The following is a 21,926-nucleotide window of genomic DNA, read 5'->3' as shown; positions in this document are numbered from 1 at the left end:
GCCTCCCGCCAGGATGCACCTCAGAAAATGGCGGGCGGCCCCATGTGGCCGCCCCTACGGCGAATAAAGAGGCGAGTGCGTTTTTCGCGTAGGGGCCGGTCCCAGACCGGCCCGCAGATTTATGCAGCGCGTCCAGGAGGCCGCGCCCTACGGCTCAGCACCAGCCGTCACCTACTCGGCAAAGCCAGGCGCCGATGTGGAATCGCACCAGCTTCAATTTTTGGAAAGCCAGGGCCCGGTGGCCCGGATTGAACCTCGGAAAACCACTCAGATTTTGCGCGCCGGAAGTGCTGCAAAACCTAGCAAGTACGCGTCCCCTCGTAATGGGGTTCTAGGGGACGGGCGGCATGGAGGCAGGGGCGGCGCAGCCGCTTCTGCCGATTGCGCCCGCCCCCTAGCGTCTTCGAGGTGAATTGGCCCGAAGGGCCAAGAGAGGGTGGTCTGGGCCATTGGTTCCTTTTCCACGTGGAAAAGGAACTCGCCCCGCACTGCGCCCACAGGCGCGTTTCGGAGCGCAACCGCCGCATAGCGGCGGCTCTTAGCGCGGAGATGGCGAAACCCTGGAAAATAGGGCGGCGGGGGCGATCCCCCGCCCTACAGAGTTCTTCTAACGATACTTGTTCCTCGGACTGCCCCCTCATCCGCCCCAGTGTGCGCACTGGGGCACCTTTCCCTATCCCCTCTGTCGCTGCGCGACATCTCCCCTTGACAAGGGGAGTCGGCCCCCAAGGGGAAGGCTTAAAAAGAGCGGGCGGCGGGGACTTGTCCACGCTCTATCGGACCAGCTCTTATCTAAATGATATAAAAAAGAAGGGCGGCCCGTCGGGCCGCCCAGAGGGACAAAAGAGAAAAATCAGCGGAACACCTTCCCCTCCCCGTCCAGCACCTCCCGCCGGTGGAAGGTGACGAAATCGGGGGTCAGGTCGGGATAGGCCTGACAGAAGGCGGCGCGGATGAGCTCCGGGTTGAGGCCCGGGTTCTGGGCCTGGACCACCGCATCCAGGGTGAGGGTGTCGCTCTGGCACTCCAGGTTGAAGCTGCGGATGAGGGGAATCAGGTCCACCTCGGTGTAGCCCTTCTTGGACTTGTTGCTCTTCTTCTGGATGACCAGGCTGTCCCGGCGGAGGAGCTCCTGCATGGCGGGCTCCGTCTCCTGGGGGCGGCCCTCGGAGTACTCGAAGTTCATAATGTAGTTGAGATAGGTGAGCTCCTTGAGCTTGCGCTGGGCGGGGTAGCACTGGTGGATCACGATGCCCTCGGGCATGGCGGCGGTGAGCCGGGCGGGCACCGCCTCATAGGGGGTCCCCTCCAGCAGTCCGAACTCCAGGATCTCGCACTGGCTGGAGTAGCCCACCGACAGGGGCAGGGCGATGGACACAAAGGGGTGGGGATGGAACCCCTCGGTGTGCTTGATGGCGATCTTCGCCCGGGCAAAGGCCCGCTGGAAGGTGCGCATCAAATCCAGATGGGAGATGTACTTGGCCCGTCCGGTCTTGGAAAACAGCAGGCGGTCAGCCATTGCACACCCCTCCCTTCAACAGTCGATTGGCCCCGCAGCCGGAGCAACGGGTGCGGCAGTCCGGGGTGGTCTGGGAGGAATAGCACTGCTCCCGCTCCCGCCACAGGAAGGCGGGGGTGACCATGGGGTCGATGCGGCACCAGGGGAAGACCTCGTCCCGCTTCCGCTCCCGGTGGGCGTAGAAGTCCCCGTCCACCCCACAGGCCTTCAGGGCGTCCATCCACCGCTGGAAATCAAAATACTCGCTCCAGGAGTCCATCTTGGCCCCGTGCTGCCAGGCATACTCCAGCACGTCGGCCAGCCGCCGGTCTCCCCGGGAGAAGACGGCCTCCAGATAGCTGGTCTCCGGGTCGTGCCAGTTGTAGGTGATGGACTTGTCCCGCTTCAGGGCGTCCCGCAGCAGGTCCACCCGGCGCTGGTACTCCTCCCGGGTGATCTGGGCCTCCCACTGGAAGGCGGTGTGGGGCTTGGGGACGAACCAGGAGGTGGAGACGGTAATCCGCACCCCCCGGGCCTTGTTGGGGGAGCACTCCTTCCAGGCAAAATATACCTTTCGTGCCAGATCGGCGATGCCCAGCACGTCCTCGTCGGTCTCGGTGGGCAGGCCCAGCATGAAGTAGAGCTTCACCCCGTTCCACCCGCCGGAGAAGCAGGTGCGCACCGACTGGAGGAGGTCCTCCTCCCGCAGGTTCTTGTTGATGGCGTCCCGCAGCCGCTGGGTCCCCGCCTCGGGGGCGAAGGTGAGGCCGCCCTTGCGCACCCGCTGGAGGCGCTCCATCAGGTTCATGGAGAAGGTGTCCGCCCGCAGGGAGGGCAGAGACAGCCCGATGTCCCGGGGGGCGCAGTAGTCCAGCAGGTCGTCGCACAGCTCCAGCAGACAGGGGTAATCGGTGGAGGACAGAGAGGACAGAGTCATCTCCTGATAGCCCGAGTCCTCACAGGCGGCCTTGCCGTACTGGGCCAGGAGCTTGGGGTCCCGGTTGCGCACGGGACGGTAGGTGTACCCCGCCTGACAGAAGCGGCAGCCCCGGATGCAGCCCCGGAACAGCTCCAGCATCACCCGGTCGTGGACGATCTCAGTGGAGGGGATGATGGTTTTGACCGGGAAGTAGGACTTGTCCATGTCCTCCACGATGCGCTTGCGCACCATCTCCGGCGCGCCGGAGCCCTCCTTGATGCGCATCTCGGCCAGGGTGCCGTCCTCGTTGTAGATGGGCTCGTAGAAGGAGGGGACGTAGATGCCCTCGATCTTGGCGGCCTCCTGGAGGAACTCCTCCTTGGACCAGCACTCCTCCTTGGCCTGACGGTAGAGCTGGATGTACTCCAGGGTCACGTCCTCCCCCTCACCCAGGACGAACAGGTCGATGAAGGGGGCCAGGGGCTCCGGGTTATAGGCGCAGGTCCCCCCCGCCACGATCAGCGGGGTGAGCTCGGGGCGGTCCTCCGACCGCAGGGGCAGCCCGGCCAGGTCCAGCATGTTCAGCACGTTGGAGTAGGCCATCTCGTACCCCAACGAAAATCCGATGATATCAAAGTCGGAGATGGGGTCTCCGCTCTCCAGGCCGTAGAGGAGCAGGCCCTCCCGGCGCATCTCCTCCTCCATGTCCCCCCAGGGGGCGTAGCACCGCTCGCACCACACGCCCTCCTGCTGGTTCATCAGGCCGTACAAGATCCGACAGCCCAGGTTGGACATGCCGATCTCATAGGTATCCGGGAAACACAGGGCGTACCGGACGTCCACCGCCCTCCGGTCCTTGACCACCGCGTTATATTCTCCGCCTGTGTACCGGGCGGGCTTTTGGACCTTGGGCAGGATGTGTTCCAGCGTCCGATTCATGTTGCTCCCTCATCTCTCGTTGTACAAATGGTAAAGATTATTTTACCTGTTTCCAGGGCGTATGACAACCCCTTTTTTCGAGGTAAATTGCATTTGGCATGTTTTTCCTCCCCTGGGAGGCCGGCCGGGCCGGGCGGACCCCAGGCCGGAGAGTCAGCCTCCCCTCTCTCCGGCGCGCCGGAGGACAGAAAAAAGCGCCGCATACGCGGCGCTTTTTGTGACAGGGAGAAAAACCTTACACAGCCTCGCCCTTCAGGAACTTCTCCAGGCGGTCCAGGCCCTCCTTGATGTTCTCCATGGAGGTGGCGTAGGACCAGCGGACAAAGTCGGGGGCCCCGAAGCCGGTGCCGGGCACCACGGCCACCTTGCCGTACTTCAGGAACAGATTGCCGAAGTCGTCGGCGTCCTTGATCACGTGGCCGAAGAGCTCCTTGCCCACCAGCTTGGAGATGTTCATCATCACATAGAACGCGCCCTCGGGCTTGATGCAGCTGACTCCCTCGATCTGGTTCATGCGCTCCACCATGTAGTTGCGGCGCTCCTCAAAGGCGGCCTTCATCTGGTCCACGGACTCCTGAGAGGCGGACAGCGCCACGGCGGAAGCCTTCTGGGAGATGGTGCAGGGGTTGCCGGTGCAGTGGCCCAGGTAGTTGCCGATGACCTTGGCGATGGGGGCGGGGGCGGCCACATAGCCGATCCGCCAGCCGGTCATGGCGTAGGACTTGGACACGCCGTTGACGATCAGGGTGCGCTCCTTGATCTCGGGGCTGATGGCGGCCAGGCTGGTGAACTCCCGTCCGTCATAGGCCAGGCGGTAGTAGATCTCGTCGGAGATCACATAGATGTCCTTCTCCACGCAAACCTTGGCGATGGCCTCCAGCTCCTGGCGGTCATACATCATGCCGGTGGGGTTGGAGGGGTTGTTCAGGATCATGCACTTGGTTTTGGGGGTGATGGCGGCGGAGAGCTTCTCGGGGGTGATCTTGAAGTGCTCGGCCTCGGAGGCGTTCACCACCACGGGCACGCCGCCCACCATCTGAATGAGCTCGATGTAGCTCACCCAGTAGGGCGCGGGCAGGATGACCTCGTCCCCGGGGTTGACCAGGGCCCGCAGAGAGGCGTACACACAGGTCTTGGCGCCGTTGGACACGGCAATCTCGGCGGGCTGGTACTCGATGCCGCAATCCTCCTTCAGGCGCTGGCACACCGCCTTGCGCACCTCCACGGTGCCCACGGAGGGAGTGTACTTGGTGTCGTTGTTGCGGATCGCCTCAATGCCGGCCTCCTTGATGTAGTCCGGGGTGGGGAAATCGGGCTCGCCGGCGCCGAAGCCCACCACGTCCTGCCCCTCCGCCTTCATCTGCTTGAACATGGAATCGATGGCCAGGGTGGTGGAGGGCTGAATGGCCAATGCGATCTTAGACAACTCTTTCATACTCTTCTACCTCCGTTAAACATAATTGCAGGATTCTATTCTATCATAGGTCTTGCTTTGCGAAATTATGCAGGATTTCCTGCTTTATTCCGCCATTCCGGGACCGGGCCGCTTGTGTCCTGTCCACGCCCGTCCCACGGATTCGCACTGTGTTATAGTATATCCTCCGGCCTTTCAAATTGCAACCCTTGATTTGCTAAATTTCATCAAAAATGAATCATGGGTTCCATGCAAAATGCAAAATGGAGGGATGGGTGCTGCGGGGTTCATATCAAGTTTGGGGAGGGATTTCGCTGACTGGGTGGTAATCGAGAGCTTGGCACTCCCCTGCTTGATGGCGTCTTTGCTGCGGCGGGGCTCAAGTGCGGCTCAGGGAGACGGCGAACACGGGGAACCGCTGCGTTTTTTTCGTAGGGCCCGATGCCCTCATCGGGCCGTTCCTGGGCCGCCCGGTGTGCCGCCCCTACCAATGGGGGAACGAAGCCTGATTCCGTATCCGGCACGGGCGACCGCGAGGGTCGCACCTACATCCACTTGCCTGAAACCTGACGGGCGGGTGAGGACACCCGCCCCTACACGGCATATACAAAAGCTGTCCTTTTTTGTAGGGGCCGGTCCCAGACCGGCCCACGGGAGGGGCAAGCCCCTCCCCTACGAATCTCAAGAAGGCTTTCCAAACATAGGTAGGGGAGCCCCTTGGGACTCCCGCCAGAATACGTACCGGGAGCATTTGCTCAACCAAGCCAGGCGCTGTTGTGGAACCGCACCGGCGGCAATTTTTGAATAGTCAGCCCCCAGTGGGGCGGCGGGAATTTAGATAGCCACTCAAATTTTGTGCGCCGAAAATTTTCTTCTATCTCACAGGTACGCGTCCCCCGTAATAGGGGTCTGGGGAAAGCGGTCCTATGGACCTAGGCGGAGCACAGCGGAGCCGTAGTCCATCGGCCGCGTCCCCAGCGGTTCTTTGGTGACTTTCTGGCCGTCCAGAAAGTCACTCGCCGCCGGAGCGGCGAAATCTCTCCGCATACAACAAACCCAATCCAAAATCTGCCCCCTCATCCGTCTCGCATGTGCTCGGCACCTTCCCCCCCAGGGGGAAGGCTTAAAAGAAATTCCACGGAAAAAGGCGGCCAAACGGCCGCCCTTTTCAGCAATCAGATTATCTGTAAAGTGATAAATGCTTACAGTGCTTCCCGGATGCGCCGCCCCATCTCCTGGGTGCCGATGGGGGTGACATCGGGCTCGGCGATGTCGGGGGTGCGCCAGCCCTGGGCCAGAACGGCATCCACGGCCTGCTCCACCGCGTCGGCCTCGGCGGAGAGGTGGAAGGAGTAGCGGAACATCATGGCCACGGACAGGATGGTGGCGATGGGGTTGGCCTTGTCCTGGCCGGCGATGTCGGGGGCGGAGCCGTGGATGGGCTCGTACAGGCCGGGGGCGGTATCGCCGATGGAGGCGGAGGGCAGCAGGCCGATGGAGCCGGTGATCATGGAGGCCTCGTCGGAGAGGATGTCCCCGAACATGTTCTCGGTGACCACCACGTCGAACTGGCTGGGGTCCTTCACCAGCTGCATGGCGGCGTTGTCCACCAGCACGTCCTCATACTGGACGTCGCTGTACTCCTCCGCCAGCCGGTGCATGACGGAGCGCCACAGGCGGGAGGTCTCCAGCACGTTGGCCTTGTCCACGCTGGACACCTTCTTCCGGCGGAGCCGGGAGAGTTCAAAGGCCCGGCGGCCGATGCGCTCGATCTCTTTCTCGGAGTAGGCCATCCGGTCGGCGGCCTCCTCCCCCCTGTCCTCGGTCTGATAGCGCTCCTTTTTCCCGAAGTAGATGCCGCCGGTGAGTTCCCGGACCATCATCAGGTCGATGCCCTTCTCCGCCGTCTCCTTCTTCAGGGGGCAGGCGTCGGCCAGGGCGGGCCGCAGGGCGGCGGGGCGCAGGTTGGCGTACAGCCCCAGGTCCTTGCGGATGGACAGCAGGGCGGTCTCCGGGCGCTTCTCCGGGTCAGAGGAGTGGCCCCACTTGGGGCCGCCCACCGCGCCCAGGAGCACTGCGTCGCAGGCTTTGCACTTCTCGGCGGTGCCGTCGGGGTAGGATTTTCCTACCGCGTCGATGGCGCAGCCGCCCATGAGCACGTCCTCAAAGGTGAAGGTGTGGCCGAACTTCTCGCCCACCGCCTCCATGACCTTGACGGCCTCCTCCACCACCTCGGGGCCGATGCCGTCGCCGCGGATCAATGCAATTTTGTAGTTCATTTCGCCACCCCCCGAGCCTTCAGGGAGTTGAGCAGGCCGCCGCTCTTGATGATGCCGTCGATGAACTCGGGGAAGGGCGCGGCCTGCCAGGTCTTGCCCTGGGTGGTATCGGTGATCACGCCGGTAGAGAAGTCCACGTCCACCTGGTCGCCGGCCTGGATCTCCTCCGCCGCCTGGGCGCACTCCACGATGGGGAAGCCGATGTTGATGGCGTTGCGGTAGAAGATGCGGGCGAAGGAGGGGGCGATGACGCACTTCACCCCGCAGGACTTCAGGGCCAGAGGGGCGTGCTCCCGGCTGGAGCCGCAGCCGAAGTTGGGACCGGCCACCACGATGTCCCCCGCCTCCACGGTGGAGGCGAAGTCGGGGTCGATGTCCTCCATGCAGTGGGAGGCCAGAGCCGCCGGGGACGGGTCGTTCAGGTGCCGGGCGGGGATGATCACGTCGGTGTCCACGTTGGCGCCGTATTTGTAAACCTTCATTGGTTCGTCAATCCTTTCTGAGTTGTTCCTCCTTTTTCTTGAAAGAAAAAGGAGCAAAAAGAACTTTATACCTGTCCTTTTGGGACCACTCAGGGATCGTAAGCCCCAGGTCCCGTATACAGGATTTCAAAGAACCTGGTGCGCTGCGTGACATAATCTTGTCCTGTCACGCAGGTCCTCCCTGCTGTCTAGTTCAAGAGATCCTACAGTCAGCCCAGAGGCGAAACGCAGTTTCGCACAAAGTTCTTTGCCGCGCTTTCTTTCAAGAAAGCGCGCGGGGGTCGGCTACGCAGCCGGCCACGGCGGAGGCGGCGGCCACGGCGGGAGAGGCCAGGATGACCTCGGAAGTCACGTGGCCCATGCGGCCCACGAAGTTGCGGTTGGTAGTGGAGACGGTGCGCTCCCCCTCGGCCATGACACCCATGTGGCCGCCCAGGCAGGGGCCGCAGGTGGGGGTGGAGACGGCGCAGCCCGCCTCGATGAAGGTCTGAATGAGACCCTCCTGCATGGCCTGGAGGACGATCTCCTGGGTGGCGGGGATGACGATGCACCGCACGCCGTCGGCCACCTTCCTGCCCTTGAGGACGGCGGCAGCGGCCCTCAGGTCACTGATGCGGCCGTTGGTGCAGGAGCCGATGACCACCTGGTTGATGGGCAGGCCGGCCACCTCAGACACCACCTTGGTGTTCTCGGGCAGGTGGGGCATGGCCACGGTGGGCTCCAGCTTGTCCAGGTCAATAACCACTTCCCGGGCGTACACCGCGTCGGGGTCGGCCTCGAAGGCCTCGCAGGGGCGGTTCACCCGGCCGCTGATGTACTCCATGGTCTTTTCGTCCACGGGGAAGATGCCGTTCTTGCCGCCGGCCTCGATGGCCATGTTGGAGATGGTGAACCGGTCGTCCATGGACAGAGAGGCCACCCCCTCCCCGGTGAACTCCAGGGACTGGTACAGGGCGCCGTCCACCCCGATCTCCCCGATCAGGTGGAGGATCACGTCCTTGCCGGAGACATAGGGCTGGAGCTTGCCCTTGAGGGTCACCTTGATGGCGGCGGGCACCTTGAACCACAGCAGGCCGGTGGCCATGGCGGCGGCCATGTCGGTGGAGCCGATGCCGGTGGAGAAGGCCCCCACCGCCCCGTAGGTGCAGGTGTGGGAGTCGGCCCCCACGATGATCTCCCCGGGGGCGCACAGGCCCTTCTCGGGCAGGAGGGCGTGCTCCACACCCATCTGGCCCACGTCGAAGAAGTTGGTGATCTCGTGCTTGTGGGCGAAGTTCCGGGCCTGCAGGCACAGCTCAGCGGACTTGATGTCCTTGCAGGGGGTGTAGTGGTCCAGGACAATGGAGATCTTGTCCTTGTCAAACACCTGGGTGAAGCCCGCCTTCTCAAACTCGGTGATGGCCACCGGGGTGGTGATGTCGTTGCCCAGCACCATGTCCACCTTGGCCTCGATGAGCTGGCCCACCTCCACGTGGTCCAGACCGGCGTGCTTGGCCAGAATCTTTTGGGTCATTGTCATTCCCATAGCGAATGATCCCTCCTCATTTTTCTTGGGTACAGTTTAGCAGGACCGGTGGAAAAAGAATGTTACATGTGATACAATCTTTGTAAAATTAGGAATTAGGTATGAGGAATTAGGAATTTGCGGCGGTTCCCACCTGGACAGCGGCACTTCCGTCCGATCTGATAATTCCTAATTCCTAACTTCTAATTCCTAATTTAAGAAAGGTGGTTATTTGGAAGTGGACGGCTTCAATCTGAAACGCTGGCGCGCTTTCGCCGAGACCCTGCCCGAGGTGCGGTGCTCCCCGGGCCACCTCATTTACTTGCAGAACACCGAGGCCACCTGCTTCTACTATTTAAAGAAGGGCCGGGTGAAGAGCTTCATCCAGTCCGACGGCGGCGCGGAGCGGGTGCTCAACGTGTACCAGGCGGGGAGCCTCTTTGGGGAGGCCTCCTTCTTCGACCAGCTGCCCCGGGTGTCCTCGGCGGTGGCCCTCACCCCCTGCGAGCTGGTGCCCATGGACCGGGGGGTGGTCACCCAGGCGGTGGCCCGGGACCCGGAGCTGGCCATGTCCATGCTCCAGTACCTGGCCCGGACGGTGCGCCTGCTGTCCGAGCAGCTGGACGACATGGCCTTCCGGCCGGTGCCCTGGCGGCTGGCCCGGTTCCTGCTCTCCGGGGCCGACCGGCTCTCCACCGTCCACAGCACCCAGGACGAGATGGCCGCCTCCATCTCCGCCAGCCGGGTGACGGTAAGCCGCACCCTCAACGACTTCGCCCGCCGGGGCTGGGTGGAGCTGGGCTACCGGGAGGTGCGCCTGCTGCGGCCGGAGGAACTGCGGGCCCTGTGCCAGACCTGAATGCTTTTTATGGAGAAGCGCCCGTTTAGAACACATGTTCTATTTTGAGGGGCATGCGGTCACAAAAATTGGTCTCATAAACTGCGCCGGGATAGAACAAAAGTTCTATCCCGGCGTTTGTCGTGCTTTGCCGATCCAATTGGGCCCTATAAAATGATGCAGATGAGCCCCCCGGAGCCCTCGTTAATGATCCGCTGGAGGGTCTCCCGCAGCTTCTCCCGGGCGTCCTCGGGCATGCGCTTCACCTTGGCGTTCAGGTCCTCCCCCACCAGCTCGTGGAAGGACTTGCCGAAGATGTTGGACTGCCAGATTTTCGCCGTGTCCCCCTCGAACTCCTGGAGCAGGTAGTGGATCATCTCCTCGCTCTGCTTCTCGCTGCCCACGATGGGGGACACCTCAGTCTCAATATCGGCTCTTATCATGTGTATTGTCTGGTACAAACAGAAGTGTTGCCCCTTATTCGCTGGATTGAATATTTTTGTGCTTCCGGCATGGCTTTCAGGTAAACCTTCGCCGAGATCTCGTTCTTCTTATCGGTCCCATTTACCTCAATGTGATCCAGCAGTGTGTCGATCACGCCTTCAGAGAAACCATTCTCAAAATTCAGCTCTTTAGTAATCACTTGACGAAGCATATCAATCGACTGCATCATATCCTTATTCTTCAATCTCTCAGCTTCCAGCTCTTGGAGTTGCTGCTGCAACTTCTCCAATTCCTCGTTAAACCGATTATTCCGAGCACTAAACTCCTGGTCTGTAATCCTGCCATCAATGCTTAAGTCCAGGAGCTTATCTTTCCTGCGAAGGATGTCATCCATATCCATTTTACATTTCGTAACACTTTTTTCAATCTCTGCTCCGCTCTCTATGGAACTGTAGACTTGGATCAGCTCATGGACGATTTCGGCCTTGTGCATGGTGACTTCTTCCAGGGACTTTCTCATAATGTCGTCCAGTTCGCTTGTATAAATGATTGGGGATCGGCAGCCACCCTTTCCCCTCTTGGAATACTCCTGACACTGCCAGACTTCCTTATTGCCGCTTTTATAGCGGTACAAGGAGCGGTAGTAAGGTTCGTGGTGAATCCCGCAGATAACCTTGCCACTGTATGGATACTTGTTTTGATAGCTACTCTTGTCCTCTGCGCTCTGTTTGGCAGATCGCTTTGCTAAGATTAAGTTTGCTTTCTCCCATAGTTCCTCAGATACGATGGGCGGAACATTCTGCTCGTCTTTGTACATGACCCATTGATCCGGCGAGAAATTTTTAATGGTACTAAGTTTGTAGTCAATCTTTGTACTTTTTCTTCCGCAGTAGTAGCCTTTATACTTGGGATTGCTCAATATCCCCCGAATGGTGCTGAATGAAAAGCCGTTCCCGTTGGTATTTCTGTATCCGTGGTCGGTCAAATAGTTCGCAATCGTCCGGATTCCCATTCTCTGGTTGGCATAGAGTTCAAAGATCAGGCGAACGATCTCTGCCTCTTTCTCGTTAACGACCAAGCTGCCATTCTGTTTTTGATACCCCCAGATTCGGTTATTGCCCAGGACAGTTCCATTCTCAATAGACCTTTTAAAACCAAACTTTACCCGCTCGGAAATCTTGCGCACCTCGTCTTGCGCAATACTTGACATGAGCGTAAGCCGCAATTCTGCATCCGGCATGAGTGTATTGATATTATCCGATTGGAACAGCACTCCTACCCCACTCTTTAGCAGCTCCTGGGTGTATTGAATACTGTCCAAGGTATTGCGCGAAAAGCGTGAGATCTCCTTCGTAATAATAAAGTCAAACCGTCCATCTTTCGCATCATCAATCATTCGCAAGAAATTTTCCCGCTTACGAACGCTGGTTCCACTGATCCCCTCATCAACATATCCCTCAACATAAGTCCAATTCGGACACTTCCGGATAAAATCAGAGTAATACTGCACCTGAGCTGAGAGGGAATGGATCTGCTCGTCCTTGTCGGTGGAGACACGGGCGTAATAGGTCACTCTGAGAGGAAGGTCATAAATGCTCTTCCCCGCGTTAAGCGCAATACGAATTTCATATAAGTCCAAGAACACGCCTCCTTAACTTCTGTTTGTTCCATTATAAATTAAATTTAAGTGGTAGTCAATGGGCGTTTTCAACCTTAGGAGAAGTTAGAAAGGACCAGCCGGTTTTCAAATTATGTTAACTTATAAAAAATACGGCCTCCTCTACATCGCCATAGCTTTGCTTGAGAAGTCGCGATTTTTCTATTCTATTTTTTCCATCAAGTCCCCTACCTCACAGCACAGCACCTTTGCCAGCACAACAAGATACTCCGCCTGGGCCTTGTTGATGTTCTTCTGCCGTTGCTCGTATTGTTGGATCGTGCGTATTGGAACACCGGACAAATCCGCAAGATCGCGTTGACTTAAACCGGCTTTCTGACGCAGAAATTTAAGATTTGTTTCCGGTTTCGCCGCTTTATACAGGGTATTCATCTTATCGACGAACTGGCGAATATCCATTTCATGATAGGGCTGGTAAAGGGCTACTATATCTTTGATGGGAACATACCGCACAATCTCCGCAAAGCTCATAGATGTTTCCCACTGATAATATGCCAATGCCCAGCCCGTCCAAAACTCCTCGCTCCGTGAGACGGTATAGTTTGGTTTGATGCGTTCGCTTTCCACGCCGGATTGCTCAAGCACTTCATAAGCAAGCTCCACACCGGACATACCAACAATAACAGTGAAATCACCGTTTTCAAAGCGTTTTGCAACGCCGGACTGGATGAACAAATCGAAGAATTCAGTAATATCGTATTTAAGATCATACACCGCAAAGTCCAGCATACGGCCAAGGACAGTGCGGGCTTTGTCAAGATAAACCTTATCGTAAGCGCGGATCATCGGGCATCATCTCCTCATCTATAATTTGCGTAATATATAAATCACCACGCTGCCGGCGGTTTCGTTCCACGCTGAAGTACTCGCGGCGGGCGGTTTTGTCCCGCAGCATTTTTTTTGCGTACCATTCGCTGCTTTCGGCAATCTCGCTGCCGACAAACTCGATTCGATCAAATGCTTTCTTACTTTTGAGAACGAACTGCTGACCAAGCTTGCCAAGATACATCGCATTGTTAAGCTGACGGTAAGAAATGGTACCATTTATGAAATCCTGTGCAAACGAAAAATAGCTGTCATCGGCACGATACCCAATGATCGCATCGAAGTTCTCATAATAAATGGAAAAATGGGCAAGCAGATATTCCTTCGCCTCCAATGCCAGACCAGAGGGAACATCAAACTCGCGGTTTTGCAGCAACACTGTAAGCCAATGCAAAATGCAGTATTCCGGTGCATTCAGTTCAAGGATTTGCAGACCTTCGCACTCGATTTCATAGCAGTTGGCATAGCCGTCCTGATCCTTGCCAACTCCCCATTCTTTCGCCATCTCAAGACTGTCAGTACAATAAAAGCCGAGACCATAATCGTTGTAGGGTTTACCATATCCAAATAAAGGTTTCTCAATGACAGTTGAGGAACCGTGATAGAGTTTTTTGATCATAGGTGTATCATCTCCAATCTTACATTTAAGTATACTCCCAAAGGAGTATTTGTCAATGCAGATTGGGGAAGTTCAGAAAATATTACATGATTAAGAAGTTACTTAGAGCATACCGCCCCCTATTCGTTTTCCAAGAACAGGGTTCTAATATATGCCTGCTCAGTCCCTTCTTGACAAAGAAAAGACGGTCCCGAAAAGAGGACCGTCTCCTTGGATCAAAAAAACTACTCGCCCGGCAAGTGGTTTTCTTCATATAATAATCCGCTGGAATCAGGCGATTCCAGCGGATTTCTGGCTGAGAGGAGAAACTCCACTGGATTGCTCAGTCCGTCTACAATGGTATGGAGCTTTGTGTTCAGACCACCTCTGGTATGACTGCCCTGCATTTATTCAAGCATTTATGAACAGCCGGACAGCCGCAGCACTGGATGACTCCTATGACCACCTGCAATGGGCCGGTAAGGAGTATATCCTGGAAGAACTAAACGACGAAATGGGTGGATTAAAGAAAGCGGGCACACTCTATTCCGTCGAGGTGATGTACTGGGCTTGCTACACCTGCCGCTATTGGCACTATTACACCGGTGAGAGCAGCAAGGCCATTTTCAGACTGCCAGAGCAGAGACCATGAAGGACTGCTGACAGAGTTTTCACAGCTTTGATGTGGAAATGGCCATTGAAGATTTGCAGGAGCTCTACGCACAAAAATCGTAAAACGACGGTCAATAGGCATCGGCTGAACTACGGTCTCTGTCTCACACCCAATTCTTTATTTATTTTAGTATGCAAAAACGGTGCGGATCACTCCGCACCGTTTCAGGGTGCTATTCCATTCATTTTAAAAGTGCCGATCTTCTTCAGAATTCGATCAATATGTTTTCTAGATGCGATACAGTTTTTTCCTTTCGAGGTCTTTGCAGAGCCGGTAACTCCCGCCCTATACCTTCTGCTTCCGCACACTTTTCTCTACAATTTTTATTTTTGCCTGTTCGTATAATTCTCGGCTTATTTCCCCTTTTATGTACAAATTCTCGTTTATTTGCAGCATAATTTCACAGATCAGCTCATTTTTCGCTTGTTCTAACATAGCACTCCCTCCATGGGACAACTATATGCTTTCTCTGACCGTTCCATGCACAGATACTTCAATACAAATTAATCTACAATAAGACATGATTGATTCTCCAAAATCTCTCCTTCCGGTTGTAATTTATGTGAAATTAGTGCCGACCTTTGCTTGTGAAATATTACAAAGCGGAGGCCGGCACTTTATCAAATTCGGAGCAGGGATTTGTGTTGTTTCAGTTCAATTTCCGTATTTTATACTATGTCACGGCGTAAAAAGGTCCGCCATCTCAAGATACAGAGATGGCGGACAATTTTTCTATCAGTACTGAAATGAATGAGTTCTATGCGCAGATCTTCCCTTCCAGATAGCAGGTGTAGATATATTCCCGGGATTGATAGTAGAAATCCGTATTATAATTGGAAATCACGGCGTCGATCCACGAGGTGTAGACCTCCATCAGACGGTCTATGATGTGCTCAGTATCATCACCGGAAACATCCTCAATCAGACGTTCATAAACTTCTCCAACCGTCCAATAATCTGGTACGGTGTACCGGCAGGCCGCTACATTGTCGAAGGTGCTCTCTGGGATGTTTAAGTTTGTGATAAAGTCATCCGCCGTCTTTTCAATCGGTTCACAGTGAAGCACGTCTGCATAACGGTAAATCCGCTCGATTGTCTTACGCCCCATAAGCTCCACCAGCTTGGACCGTTTCAGCTTCTGTTTTCGGCCAATAAACTCAATGAGGCTGCAAGTATAAAATAAGGCGCTGTTATTCTTCATCGTGAACTTCAACTCCCTTGACAAAAGATAGTGTAGTCAGCGCGCGGGCGGTATGAAAGCTGATTTGATGTGTTGGTTTTTTAAATTTTGCCAGAGCCCAAAAGGCTTCGCGGCTGATTTTCCCGTCTACAAAGTTCTGGACATAGTTGAAAATCGTATCGTCCGCCATTGGCCCCTCCACTATATCGTAAGTATGGGAATGACCCAGGCGACAGGAAACAATGAAATCCAACCATTCCTCCGTCATTTCTGGAAAGATCTTTACGTTCAAATCATCATTTGGCGTATAGAGATACTCATTTAGATATCCTGTGCCATCGAAACGCGTAGCCCAACGAACTGCTTGTTCAGGAAGCAGAGTACAGTAAAAGCCAAAGTAAAAATCCTTGTTATATTTCGCAATCCGAATTTCGGGGGACTCTACGATCTTTTTGCTGCCGTGATACAAAATCATAGCAATTGCCTCCACAGTTTTTTACCAGAGAAAGTCATGCAAAATCTTCCTTATCATTACTAAGGATAGCCATAATTTTAAGCGAAGTCAATTATGTTTCTTTATTTTTCCTTTGCTTTTCATAGGCCCTTTTTTGCATTTCATTGCCCCACAATAGAATAAAGCGAATTGCCTTGCATCCCTTGAAAGTTGTTAGCAGATTCAGCTTCTACATTTCACCGCCATATAGATATTCCTCAATCTCCTCCTCCGTAATCCCCGCCTCTATCAGCCGGTCAATCTCCCATGGGGCGATCCCGAAGTATCCCGCAACTGATTTCAGTGCGGCCAGGTGGCCAGACTCGGCGTTGCGGGCAGAACCGCCAAAGCCCCACCAGGAGGGTGCAGTGTACCGGCTATAGGAGAGACCGTAGAGCAGTTTGCTGTCGTCAAAGGGCTCCCTCCTCCCCTCCCCATCCGCCGTGATCTGCAAAATCTCGCCGCAGTTCAGCGGAATTTGAATTGGATTATCTAAAGCAAAGGGGAGCTGCTGTAACGCCCGCTCCAAGACCGGCTTTGTGGATGCGTAGAGATAGGCGCCTATTTCCGGGTAATGGTACAGGCAGAGCGGGCTGTCTCCCTTGATAAAGTACAGATTATTTTGGTCATCCAGAACGGTGAAGGAAAAGGAGCCCTCCAGCCGCTCCGCCATATCCCGGAGAGAGTCCATGCTGACCTCGCCGCTCCGGGCCAGGAGTTGAACGGCGATATAGCTGTCTGTCTCAATCTTGGTGGCCGGAAGCTGCTCCTGCTTTCGCAGGAGCCGGTCGTTGCGGATCACGCCGTTATGGGCCAGGGCAAAGCTTCCTGTACCAGCAGAGGCCAGAAATGGGTGGTTATTGTAGTTCTTTTTCTCGCTGCCCTGGGTGGTCAGGCGGGTGTGCCCCATCACTACAGCGGCATCATAGGGAATCTGGAGCGGGAATACGTGGCCGGGAACCGGACGCTTGCGCACCATCAAGGCCCCGTTGTGACAGTATGCAACTCCGGTAGCGTCCTGCCCTCTGGCTTCACTGGCCGCAGCCAATGCGTGGAGAATGTCATTTTTCTGCTGGCGGGTAAAGTACTGAGCCGTGTCAATGAGTCCAAATAAACAGCACATGGTCAAATCTCCTCCCCGTCCGCAACCGGCTCATTGACGTAAAGGCGGCGTTCTTTTAGATACTGCACCAGTTCAGGGGCCTCGCAGCCCGCGGCAAAGGTGGTCCAGGACATCTCCTTCAAAACATCGTCAGACAGAGCCAGGGCCACATCACAGATGCGGTCCAGCAGCTGCAAGGTGGCGAAAATCGTATTGACCCGCAGTGTTCCCCGAAAGATCCGAAACTCAATGGTATCTGCATTCGTCAGGTTGACACAGGTGTACCGGCTGGCGTGGCGGTCATCTTTGGCGTGCTCCAAAATGTCCTTGGGCTGTTCCTGATAGCCATACCGGGCGGCCCACCGATCCAGCTGGGCCGGAGTGCGGCGGCTGAATTTCAGCAGCTCCTCCCAGTGCTTTTCAAAGAAGTAAAGAATCCGGGCAATCACCGCATCCTGTTTTTCTGGAGTGTCGCCAAAAGCCGCCCGGCTTACGTGGACATGCAGGCCGCAGGTCCCGGCCTGGTGGCTGAGGTATCCCAGGGAAACAGCCTTGCGGCATACCTCAGCCCATGGCATTTTGGTCAGATGGTAGTCCAGAGACATGGGGTGGGTCACGATCTCAAACCCCTCCTCCAGAGAGCCGTCGTGCTTGCAGTAGGCGTGAGCCCCGTCCCGATTTGCGATTGCCAGCAGGGCTCGCGCACTGCTGGTACACTCCCCAGCTTCGTCGATCTCCAGCTCCACTCCGAAGAAGCGAGGGCCAGTGCCATGAAAGACCGGCGTGGGCTTGTAGTTGTATTCATGGATACGGGTGTCCTGGTCTACAATATGGAAACAGCGCTCGCAGTAGGTACACCGCTCTCCTGTGTCCATGGTTCCGTAGTAGGCCTCGCTCTCCCGCACCAGCCGGTGACAGCGGCAGCAGGTGGTATAGTGCTCCTCATAGCAGCTGGGGCATAGGGGAAACTCCTCTGTTCCGGCGTTATCAGTCCGCCAAAACCGTTGGCCGCACTCGCGGCACAGGAGCGTGTGGATATTCAGACAGTTGTGGCAGAGCTGCTGGCCGTCAAACTCTCTCTCCCGATCATCAGGAAATTCAAAGCCGCAGATATCGCATACAAAGCTCATAGCTGGGTGCTCCCTTCTTTCTCTAAAATTGCATTCAGGGTGGGCAGCTTCCCTTGGACAGAAGCAATCACATACTGGTGGAGGTACAGAGACACCTGCTCTGCAATGGCCTTCCGATACCCCGTCAGCAGGGTTTCCGCATCCTGTTCCAGTTGGAAACAGGCGTCCGTCAGGTCATAGCCGTGGCGGGTGAACAGCTTTGCGATCAGCTTGGCGGCTCCCTCTTCATACTCTGAGGGGTCGTATACCTCATAGCGGATCATTCTGATATAATCTTGAACGGGAGACAGAGAGAACTTTTTCTGTAATTCTTCGTTGAGAGGCTCCACACGCCGAAACACATCCTCGGACGACAGAACAGCGGCGATCCGGTTGACCAGAGCGGCGCTTCCATCCGTCCGGCATGGAAGCAGGGATTCTCGGAGAAAGGTGAGCTGTTCATTGACCTCATGGCGGATACGGGAATAGCAGCTCTCGGAGCTGGCTGGGTCAGAATAGGACCGCAGCTGCTGTGCCGCTTGTACATACAGGAGTTTCAATTTCCCCTCCGCCTCGTCTTTGGCCTGGAAACGGCTGGGCAGGCTTTCGCTGGGGTCACAGGCCAGCCGCTGAAGCCGCCCGTGCTCCAAGCGGATATGTGGGATGGGGTACAGATTCGTGCAGTAGGGCAAATCCAGAAGTTTTTTCTGAAATGCGGCAAGATTTTGATTCATAAATAGACCTCCAAATAAAACAGCGGCGCTCCGGAAATCTTCTTTCCCAGAGCGCCGCTGTTGAATTTTGTTTAATCGTTTTCGGCGGAGGGTACGTCAGGCTCCGCATAGGTGGCCTCCACCATATACATATCGTCGCTGATCTCCTGTTTGATGGTCTCATCCTGGGCCAGTCCCCGAAGAAATTCGCTTTTCAGGGGAGCATATTTCAGCACTCGCTTTAGGACGGTTTTCTTTGCCATCTCCTCAAAATTGGTCTGCCAGGGGCCGTTTTGGAAAGATTTACTGTACCGCTGGGCATGGGCTCGGATGTCGTCAATGCTGCACACCTCGAAGCCGTAGCCCCCGTCTTTGGTATGGAAGATGGCGTAGACGTAGACGGGCTCTCCTCGCTCCCCACTGGCTGGGATGTGTTTCAGCTCCGGCTTCAATCCAAAGGAGTAGGAAAACTGATCCTCCGAATAGACCACGTGGGCCTGGATGACGCTGATCTCCCCGCTGCGGTAGGCCAGATCCAGCAGGCCCTTATACCCCAACTGAAACTGGCACTCAAAGGCGTTGGCCTTGGAGTTCCAGTAAGGCAAGAGATAGGCCTGCCCCAGGGGTGTATTGGGCTCCAGGCCCAGCTGGGCGGCGGTCATCATGGCCCCTAGAAAGGACTGAGGCGTCGTCTCCGCCAGCTTCGGGTTAGTGGAGAGGGCGGAGAGCACGATCCGGGTGAAGCGCTCCGGGGTCATCACGCTGGGCAGCGCCTTTTTGATCTCCCCGCTCATTTGCTTGATGTACTGCTGAAGTGCGGGTCGGTTCTCCAGAGCCGGGGCCCGACCAGTTGCCCGCTGAATGGCTTTTTCCGTTGCCATAGAAATTTCCTTCTTTCTGTACGTTATCTTACGGGCAGCAGAGCGGTCATTTTATCCAGCAAGATGTGGCCGTCCATGATTCTGCCCCAGTTGTTTTCCCGGTAGTTCTCTGTCTTGCGGCGGGGAGCGCTGTGGGAGATCATGTCGCTCATGGCGTTGACGGCTCCCCAGGCGGTGCCCCGAAACTTCAAAATGTCCGGCGCAAAATAACAGGTCATATATTCCGTTTTCAGCTTCTCCACGCCGCGCTTCTCCCGCTCGCTGCTGTTCTCGTCCACAGGAAAAAGCTCGTCCAGAATTTTGTTCAGCTGCTCCCGGGTCACGGTGGTGTTTGCCATGTGGTCTGCCCGCTCCGCCAGAGATTGGATATAATTGTGGGCCAGATACAGGCACGCTCTGGCTTCGTGGGCCTTGCGGCGGATGTCTCCGGTATGCCGGACTGACCAGGAGCGCTTGGCGTTGTCCAGAGCCAGATTTAAAGTGTTGTTGCAGACCACCCGGATGGGCGTCATACAGACCCGAATGGCTCCGCTGCCGTCGTGGGTGTTGGAGAAGCAGAGGTAGGGTTCCGTCTTGTCCCCGGCAATCTCCGTGTCAGGCAGCTTTGCCAGGAGCCAGATTTTCTTGCCGCCGTTCAGACTTCCGGCGGTCTCATAGTGGACTTCGCCGCCGATGAGGGAGTCGGTAAACTCGAAGGCCTCGGCGTTCTGGACGATCTTATAGCGGTCCGACACCACGCCCAGCACCTTCCCGTCCGAACTGCGTACATTGGCTTTGTAGTTGGAAATCTTGGTGCCGCCGCACACCTGGATATTCCGCTGCTCCACCGTCCAGTCCAATCCGGCCAGCCGGAGCGCGTCGGCGCTGGTGGGGGCCTCCTCCACCTGGGTGCCCAGACCATGCCAGGGCTTCTCCCGGACGTACATCATGGTTTCTACGGATGCTGACATAAATCAATTCCTCCTCTTTGTGATGAAAATAAAAGAAGGGGCACAGCATTTCTCACTGTGCCCCTTTGCTGGGTCATGGTCATTTCTTCGATTTTTCTGTTTGTCCTGTTATCTCGCTGCGCAGGGCTTCCAATATATCCTTAGAGGAGTATCGAACAGCTGTTGAGTCAGCCTCTCTCTCTGCCTCATACAACTTGAAGTAGATCTCCGCGTCAGAACACATTGTTTCTTCTTTTGTGGGGCAATCTGCCCCATGGTCGGCGTCTAAATTGTTTGAGTCAGAGATCGGACAGAATTTTTCCATTGTATCACACCACCTTTTTACAGTTTAGCGCAATTACGGGAAAACATCAAAGGAAATCTCTGCTCTATCCCGCCTGTCGCTGATCCTCTGAAACCTCCCGCACCCGGAAAGGTCTGGAGGAACTGTCCCGGTAAAACTCCTGCAAGTCGATCTCCGGGTGTGCCAAGGAGAACTCCTTTGGCTGGAACAGCCGCCGGGTCTGCGTTTTCCAGGAAACCGTGTAAGCTCCACAGCGCCCGGATTCTGCCTCCTGCATATCGGCCTTGATGGTGTTTTCAATTTGGCTGATTCGTTCAGCCAGCTCTTTTTTCTGTCCCTGGAGGGCAACATATTCCGAAAGCATAGCTTCCCGGCCAAACAGCTCCACACTGTTCTCTCGGCTGTTGGGATAGAGGACTTGCAGGGCCTCTCCAGTGGTCTCCAGACCGTCCAGTGCCGGAGGAGTATCCTGTTCCACCAGTGCCCAGAACCGCTCCTCTGCGGCCATGAGCGCGTCAATTTCGGCCTGATCCCGTTCCAGGGTGAAGGTGAAGAACCCACGGCCAAAGACCAGCACGGCCAGATACCACCTCTGACAGCCGGTGACGGCCAGATAGTGGACGCACTGGACATAATACTGCTCCGGAAATTCCACATTTCTGAACTGCCGGAGGTTGAGGGCGGAGGTGGTTTTGCACTCCAGGCCAGCGTCCTCGCCCAGCACCGTGCGGTCAATATCTGCATGGGCGAAGGGGTAGCTGGGATTGTACAGCAAAGCATTGGAGCGGCGCACCCGCTTTCCGGTTGCCTCCTCCCAGCGCTTGGCCACATACTCCTCCAGCTCCCTCCCCTGGCGCATGGCCTCGTTATCTTCCTGCTCAGGGAGGCGGCCCGTCTTGTCCGCCCAAACGGTGTAAGGAGTGGCGTAGCGGCTCAGGCCCACGATCCCGGCGGCGTCGCTGCCGCCAATAGTCTTGCGCCGCTCTGCCAGCCACGCTTGGCGGCTCATAGAGCGGGTGCTGATACGGGTAAGGTTTTTCTCCATAGTGAACACGGTCCTTTCCATTTTGATTCCATAGATAGACAATGCCCGAGATACTCCAGGCATGAAATAAGCCCCAGGG

21 protein-coding genes and 1 pseudogene are annotated in these 21,926 nt (G+C 56.2%); 2 read left to right on the top strand and 20 right to left on the bottom strand.

Going from position 1 to position 21,926, the window contains the following annotated elements; genetic code table 11:
- Positions 1–853: 853 nt before the first annotated feature.
- From H6B31_RS07015 to leuC, 6 genes are all read right to left on the bottom strand, one after another.
- A complete protein-coding gene (locus H6B31_RS07015; protein WP_204897903.1) occupies positions 854–1,519 on the bottom strand; it encodes a TIGR03936 family radical SAM-associated protein in 666 nt (221 codons plus the stop codon).
- Positions 1,512–3,356, bottom strand: a complete 1,845-nt coding sequence (locus H6B31_RS07010; RefSeq protein WP_204897902.1) for a TIGR03960 family B12-binding radical SAM protein — start codon at positions 3,354–3,356, stop codon at positions 1,512–1,514. The genes H6B31_RS07015 and H6B31_RS07010 overlap by 8 nt, the downstream gene beginning before the upstream one ends.
- Before the next feature lie 235 nt (positions 3,357–3,591).
- Positions 3,592–4,791: a pyridoxal phosphate-dependent aminotransferase gene (locus H6B31_RS07005; RefSeq protein ID WP_087289545.1), complete on the bottom strand. Its 1,200-nt coding sequence runs from the start codon at positions 4,789–4,791 to the stop codon at positions 3,592–3,594.
- Between the two features lie 1,181 nt (positions 4,792–5,972).
- Positions 5,973–7,049 carry a 3-isopropylmalate dehydrogenase gene (gene leuB / locus H6B31_RS07000; protein ID WP_204897901.1) on the bottom strand — a complete coding sequence of 359 codons (1,077 nt, stop codon included), beginning with the start codon at positions 7,047–7,049 and terminating at the stop codon, positions 5,973–5,975.
- A complete protein-coding gene (locus H6B31_RS06995; protein ID WP_204897900.1) occupies positions 7,046–7,531 on the bottom strand; it encodes a 3-isopropylmalate dehydratase small subunit in 486 nt (161 codons plus the stop codon). The genes leuB and H6B31_RS06995 overlap by 4 nt, the downstream gene beginning before the upstream one ends.
- Positions 7,532–7,793: 262 nt before the next feature.
- Positions 7,794–9,056 (bottom strand): 3-isopropylmalate dehydratase large subunit, encoded by a 1,263-nt coding sequence (gene leuC / locus H6B31_RS06990; protein ID WP_204897899.1) that lies wholly within the window; start codon positions 9,054–9,056, stop codon positions 7,794–7,796.
- Positions 9,057–9,273: 217 nt separating this feature from the next.
- Here leuC and H6B31_RS06985 point away from each other — a divergent pair, with 217 nt between their 5' ends.
- The gene (locus H6B31_RS06985) at positions 9,274–9,894 is read left to right on the top strand and encodes a Crp/Fnr family transcriptional regulator (RefSeq protein WP_346014047.1); all 621 of its coding nucleotides are present in this window, start codon (positions 9,274–9,276) and stop codon (positions 9,892–9,894) included.
- A 146-nt stretch (positions 9,895–10,040) separates the two neighbouring features.
- On the opposite strand, the pseudogene H6B31_RS06980 reads toward H6B31_RS06985, so the two are convergent.
- The 4 genes and pseudogenes from H6B31_RS06980 to H6B31_RS06965 form a co-directional block, all read right to left on the bottom strand.
- Positions 10,041–10,325 (bottom strand): annotated as a pseudogene (locus H6B31_RS06980) (sporulation stage IV protein A); the annotation flags it as partial.
- Positions 10,313–11,956, bottom strand: coding sequence for a recombinase family protein (locus tag H6B31_RS06975; protein WP_204897898.1), 1,644 nt, complete (start codon positions 11,954–11,956; stop codon positions 10,313–10,315). The pseudogene H6B31_RS06980 and the gene H6B31_RS06975, both read right to left, overlap by 13 nt.
- 180 nt (positions 11,957–12,136) lie before the next feature.
- Complete coding sequence (locus H6B31_RS06970; RefSeq protein WP_204897897.1) at positions 12,137–12,781, bottom strand: helix-turn-helix domain-containing protein; 645 nt, start codon at positions 12,779–12,781, stop codon at positions 12,137–12,139.
- The gene (locus tag H6B31_RS06965) at positions 12,762–13,439 is read right to left on the bottom strand and encodes a DUF3990 domain-containing protein (RefSeq protein ID WP_204897896.1); all 678 of its coding nucleotides are present in this window, start codon (positions 13,437–13,439) and stop codon (positions 12,762–12,764) included. Before H6B31_RS06965 ends, H6B31_RS06970 begins: the two co-directional genes overlap by 20 nt.
- 151 nt (positions 13,440–13,590) lie before the next feature.
- Between H6B31_RS06965 and H6B31_RS06960 the strand changes: the two genes are divergently transcribed.
- Entirely contained in the window at positions 13,591–14,070 is a 480-nt protein-coding gene (locus H6B31_RS06960) for a hypothetical protein (RefSeq protein ID WP_204897895.1), read from the top strand.
- A gap of 306 nt (positions 14,071–14,376) precedes the next feature.
- Here the strand turns inward: H6B31_RS06960 and H6B31_RS06955 are convergent, their stop codons facing one another.
- The 10 genes from H6B31_RS06955 to H6B31_RS06910 all read right to left on the bottom strand — a co-directional run bounded on the left by H6B31_RS06955 (position 14,377) and on the right by H6B31_RS06910 (position 21,847).
- The gene (locus H6B31_RS06955) at positions 14,377–14,526 is read right to left on the bottom strand and encodes a hypothetical protein (protein WP_204897894.1); all 150 of its coding nucleotides are present in this window, start codon (positions 14,524–14,526) and stop codon (positions 14,377–14,379) included.
- Between the two features lie 322 nt (positions 14,527–14,848).
- Positions 14,849–15,292, bottom strand: coding sequence for a hypothetical protein (locus H6B31_RS06950; protein ID WP_204897893.1), 444 nt, complete (start codon positions 15,290–15,292; stop codon positions 14,849–14,851).
- Positions 15,282–15,761 carry a DUF3990 domain-containing protein gene (locus H6B31_RS06945; RefSeq protein WP_430691878.1) on the bottom strand — a complete coding sequence of 160 codons (480 nt, stop codon included), beginning with the start codon at positions 15,759–15,761 and terminating at the stop codon, positions 15,282–15,284. Before H6B31_RS06945 ends, H6B31_RS06950 begins: the two co-directional genes overlap by 11 nt.
- A 193-nt stretch (positions 15,762–15,954) precedes the next feature.
- The gene (locus H6B31_RS06940) at positions 15,955–16,887 is read right to left on the bottom strand and encodes a class II glutamine amidotransferase (protein ID WP_204897892.1); all 933 of its coding nucleotides are present in this window, start codon (positions 16,885–16,887) and stop codon (positions 15,955–15,957) included.
- 2 nt (positions 16,888–16,889) lie between these two features.
- Entirely contained in the window at positions 16,890–17,996 is a 1,107-nt protein-coding gene (locus H6B31_RS06935) for an amidoligase family protein (RefSeq protein WP_204897891.1), read from the bottom strand.
- The gene (locus tag H6B31_RS06930) at positions 17,993–18,709 is read right to left on the bottom strand and encodes a hypothetical protein (protein ID WP_204897890.1); all 717 of its coding nucleotides are present in this window, start codon (positions 18,707–18,709) and stop codon (positions 17,993–17,995) included. The genes H6B31_RS06935 and H6B31_RS06930 overlap by 4 nt, the downstream gene beginning before the upstream one ends.
- Before the next feature lie 71 nt (positions 18,710–18,780).
- Positions 18,781–19,569 (bottom strand): recombinase RecT, encoded by a 789-nt coding sequence (locus H6B31_RS06925; RefSeq protein ID WP_204897889.1) that lies wholly within the window; start codon positions 19,567–19,569, stop codon positions 18,781–18,783.
- 23 nt (positions 19,570–19,592) lie between these two features.
- Positions 19,593–20,519 carry a TIGR03299 family phage/plasmid-derived protein gene (locus H6B31_RS06920; RefSeq protein WP_204897888.1) on the bottom strand — a complete coding sequence of 309 codons (927 nt, stop codon included), beginning with the start codon at positions 20,517–20,519 and terminating at the stop codon, positions 19,593–19,595.
- Positions 20,520–20,598: 79 nt separating this feature from the next.
- The gene (locus tag H6B31_RS06915) at positions 20,599–20,823 is read right to left on the bottom strand and encodes a hypothetical protein (RefSeq protein ID WP_204897887.1); all 225 of its coding nucleotides are present in this window, start codon (positions 20,821–20,823) and stop codon (positions 20,599–20,601) included.
- A gap of 64 nt (positions 20,824–20,887) precedes the next feature.
- Positions 20,888–21,847 carry a YqaJ viral recombinase family nuclease gene (locus tag H6B31_RS06910; protein ID WP_204897886.1) on the bottom strand — a complete coding sequence of 320 codons (960 nt, stop codon included), beginning with the start codon at positions 21,845–21,847 and terminating at the stop codon, positions 20,888–20,890.
- Between the last annotated feature and the right edge of the window lie 79 nt (positions 21,848–21,926).

Origin of the sequence: Pseudoflavonifractor capillosus, assembly GCF_016899775.1 — a bacterium.
Classification (GTDB): domain Bacteria; phylum Bacillota; class Clostridia; order Oscillospirales; family Oscillospiraceae; genus Lawsonibacter.
This window is presented reverse-complemented; position numbering and strand designations above follow the sequence as displayed.